Annotated in this window: 7 protein-coding genes; all 7 read left to right on the top strand. The window is 38.0% G+C overall.

Annotated features, from left to right (window positions below; genetic code table 11):
* Positions 1–866 (top strand): hypothetical protein (locus tag ACKPEB_RS01920; RefSeq protein WP_408963087.1); only part of this gene is annotated, 866 nt, incomplete at its 5' end.
* Positions 867–1,141: 275 nt separating this feature from the next.
* Entirely contained in the window at positions 1,142–1,402 is a 261-nt protein-coding gene (locus ACKPEB_RS01925; protein WP_408963088.1) for a hypothetical protein, read from the top strand.
* Positions 1,403–1,450: 48 nt separating this feature from the next.
* Complete coding sequence (locus tag ACKPEB_RS01930) at positions 1,451–1,918, top strand: hypothetical protein (RefSeq protein ID WP_408963089.1); 468 nt, start codon at positions 1,451–1,453, stop codon at positions 1,916–1,918.
* A gap of 76 nt (positions 1,919–1,994) precedes the next feature.
* Positions 1,995–2,219 (top strand): hypothetical protein, encoded by a 225-nt coding sequence (locus ACKPEB_RS01935; RefSeq protein ID WP_408963090.1) that lies wholly within the window; start codon positions 1,995–1,997, stop codon positions 2,217–2,219.
* A gap of 47 nt (positions 2,220–2,266) precedes the next feature.
* Positions 2,267–2,548 carry a hypothetical protein gene (locus tag ACKPEB_RS01940; RefSeq protein WP_408963091.1) on the top strand — a complete coding sequence of 94 codons (282 nt, stop codon included), beginning with the start codon at positions 2,267–2,269 and terminating at the stop codon, positions 2,546–2,548.
* A 39-nt stretch (positions 2,549–2,587) separates the two neighbouring features.
* Complete coding sequence (locus ACKPEB_RS01945) at positions 2,588–2,869, top strand: hypothetical protein (RefSeq protein WP_408963092.1); 282 nt, start codon at positions 2,588–2,590, stop codon at positions 2,867–2,869.
* 56 nt (positions 2,870–2,925) lie between these two features.
* Positions 2,926–3,333 carry a DUF6876 family protein gene (locus ACKPEB_RS01950; protein WP_408963093.1) on the top strand — a complete coding sequence of 136 codons (408 nt, stop codon included), beginning with the start codon at positions 2,926–2,928 and terminating at the stop codon, positions 3,331–3,333.
* The last annotated feature ends 336 nt before the right edge of the window (positions 3,334–3,669 follow it).

The raw sequence follows: 3,669 nt of genomic DNA on the forward strand, positions 1-3,669 counted from the left end.
AGAAGAATAGAATTGGTGTAGTGATCCGTTCGGTTCAGGCGGCTCTCAAATTTATCTATGGGATTGGGGGCAGTGCGGATACTGTTTGTGGTCTGCTTCGAGAGTATAGAAACGACAATCTGCTGTTACTGAAAGCGGGTACAGGAGAAAAAGATATTGTTTCGGTGATTTTGGATGCAACGGATGATGGATTGTTAGATGAGTTGGATATTCCTGAAGAATATTTGATGGCAACTCGACAAATGGCGATCGCTTCCTATCGACTCGCTTACCAAAAAGCTGATACGTCTGTGAGTGGAGAACGAATGAAAGCCTTAACTTCAGACAATGATTTACTTCAACAACAACTCAAAGATTTTCCTCGGTTGCAGCTTGAACTGAACTTTTATAAATCTGAATATGAACGGCAGAAGCTGGAACTGAAAGAAGCTTACATGAATCTCAATAAACAAAAGTTAGTAGATTCCGAACAATTCCGTCAACAGTTGGATTCACTGCATCAAGAACGGAATGATTTATTAGTTAAACTCAATGAAGCTGAAAAACGTTTAGTTCAATTTACAGATTTAGAAACCCAACACCGAGAACATCAAGGTGAAATTTCCCGATTAAATAGTCAACTCGAAGCACGGGAACGAGAAATATCTGGACTTCATTCCCAAGTTCAATCCCTACAATCGGTCGTTGGTGAAAAGCAGGTTTTAGAATCTCATAACGAACAGTTGCGATCGCAAATTAAAGACGCTAACGAAACCATTACTCGCTTAGAATCTCAACAAAAATCTACTTCAGAAACAGCGAATGATCCCTCTCCTAAACTTGTCCCCCTTCAAAAACAACGCAACTCCCGTAAGAATAGCGGATAGCAAATAGCATAGCAAATAGCAAGAATAGCATAGCAGATAGCAAAAATTGTTATCCCGTAGGGATTAATCCGGTGATTAAATCGCTACGGGATGGAGTGGATGATGAGGGTGTAATCTAATGATAACCGAATTAGAAATAAATTTCGATACATTTAATTGAGTCAATAATAATCGGCTACCGCTTTTAGAAGTTGATGATTTCGGTAAAACTAATGTTTTTGATTATTAATTCAGAAGGGATGAAAACTCAAGAATCAATACCAGATCTTCAGGAAATGAAAAGACTTGTTGGGGTTGAAAATGAGAGTGCCTACATTGAATTTGTTTTTCGTCAGTTTTCAGATCTCTCTATTGCCTTAGTTTGTGATGATGAATTTGTTCTCAAAAACCTGAGTCCTACCTGTAGAACTAAACAGCATATTTTATGTGGTCAAGTATTAGTTGTTGCCCTGCGTAATGATGGAGAAATCCAGTCCTTAACGGCTCAACAAATTGAACAAGTTAAACAGGAATTACAACTTTTGGCTACCGCTTGATATAGTTATTAAATAGCGTTTTGGTGGGTCGCTCCCACTATTAAACTAATGAAAGGCTTAACGATTCATCAACCTTGGGCTAGTCTCTTAGTCTGGAAAAAGAAACAGTTTGAAACCCGTGATTGGCAACGGATGTATCGAGGATTAATAGCCATTCATGCTGGGAAAGAACCTCTGAGTCCCTTAGAAGATTATTATGATATTCTTTGGGAACTGAGAAACGATTCAATCGATTTTAATGAAGCTTATTTCAATTCAACCTTCGGTAAAATCATTGCCATTGCTAGATTGAAAAACATTCATTTGATGACAAGGGAACTGATTAATAAACAATCACATCTTGAGCAGGTGTGCGGTTATTGGGAACCCGGACGATTTGCTTGGGAATTCACGGATATTAAACCTTTACCTAAACCGATTCCTGTTCGGGGTTTGCCGGGATTATGGGATGTTTCTGATGAAATTCAACAGCAAATTAGTCAGCAATTGGGCATGAAAGGGCAACAGAAAAATTAGAGCTAAGGAAAAATCGTCCCTCGTCCCTTAACTTGCTACCGCTTTTTTGGGTTAGTTCTTTATGAAGGATTAACCCATGTCAAACACAGAATCTAAACTCAAAACTTCAATAGATACAACCTATTCACTAACTGAACAAACTTGGCTTTATGTAATTAGCAGTTCAGAAGACGGTACTACACATTTAGTTTGTCCTGGTGTTCCGAATGGTAGCAATGGATTTGTGATTCGCTTTCAACCCTGTCATTTATCCGTTTTAGAAGCTTTAATTACGCAACTGCGACAAACTCACAATTCTTAATAAGGCTACCGCTTAATAATTTTAGTTCTTTTCTAGGAGAAAAACCAATGAACGAGAAAGCTTTAGCTGAAATGAATATGGCATTGAATCAGATGTCTCAAGCGTTTGATAAATTCCAAGAAATGCAGAAACTTCTCAAGGATTCTTATAGCCATTTTCAAGAATCTAATGCAACATCTGTTAATCGTAATGCCGCTTGTTATCAACAAATGCAGCAAAATGTCGAACAAGTTTATCAAGATTTATTCAAGGCAAAAGAAAATCTTAATCAGCAGTTTAATCATCCTACGATTCAGAGCATGATTCAATCAGCAAAAGTTAAACAGTAATTGCGTTAATGGGGGGGTCGCTCCCCCTCAATTTTAACAATGGAAACCGAACCGATTCTACATCTGTACCCTCAAACTCAAGCCAGAGATGCGGCACAAATAATCTGTAATAAAGAAGGTGCAATCGCTCTAATTTACACATTATTATCTGCCTTGGTTTCTGGAGAAGAACAACATCCTGAATTTTATTGTAACGATGCAGAAGCTTATTTTTTAAGAGTTGTTGTCAATGACACAATTGCTGAAACAATTCAATTACCATATCCGCCTTCTGCCACTCCAATTTTAACTTCTTTATCTCCTGAAGAAGACGAAATTTAGCAACAATAATAAAGTTAGCTACCGCTTGTTGGGAGAGAGTTTTTTAGGTTAAAATCATGAACACTATCACTCTATCTGACCTCTCTCAATTCACGGGAACTGAAGAAATTCATCGCAATTTTCTGGGATTTCCCTACACCGATGGTATTCAATATTTAGCAGAACAAGCTAAAGCCTATTGGTTGATTGATGCCATTGCTTCTTATCAATATCAACTGAAGCGAGATGAATACCTGGCTTATTTCCAAGTTTGGGTGCTATCTGTTGTTGGAGAAGGAGAACGGAAGTTTCCATTTATTCTACCTGAAGAGAACTATAAAGCGGTAATAACTTGTTGGTCAGATACACCAAAAGAAGGTATAAAACCTGCTGTAATTCAACAGATTGAATACACGAAATTTCCTTTGATTGAAATCAAACTTTATGTCAGTGGTGGTGTGTTAATGCTGCCATCGGAATATTAAGTTAAGTCATGGAGACATCATCTGAAAATGGTGGTGTTTCCTTTTCAAAAATCGTATTTTTACTAAGTATTGAGTTAAAATATTTTTAATCACATTGCGATAATGTTCTAGTTTATCCATACAACCTCCTGAAATTATTTACACAAGGTTAGGTTAAAACTCGCCGCCCGTCCCTCGTCCCTCCCCCCTCACACCAAATCATCTAATAAATTCGTAATTTCTCCCTGAGCATTCTTGCGGTTATCATCATAAATCATCAAAGTATTCAGGTCATGGTGGCGGCTTAACTTTTGGACACGGCGCACATCTCCCCCGGTGGCATCGAGGGCAGCGGTG

This window comes from Planktothrix sp. (genome assembly GCF_046067725.1).
Classification (GTDB): domain Bacteria; phylum Cyanobacteriota; class Cyanobacteriia; order Cyanobacteriales; family Microcoleaceae; genus Planktothrix.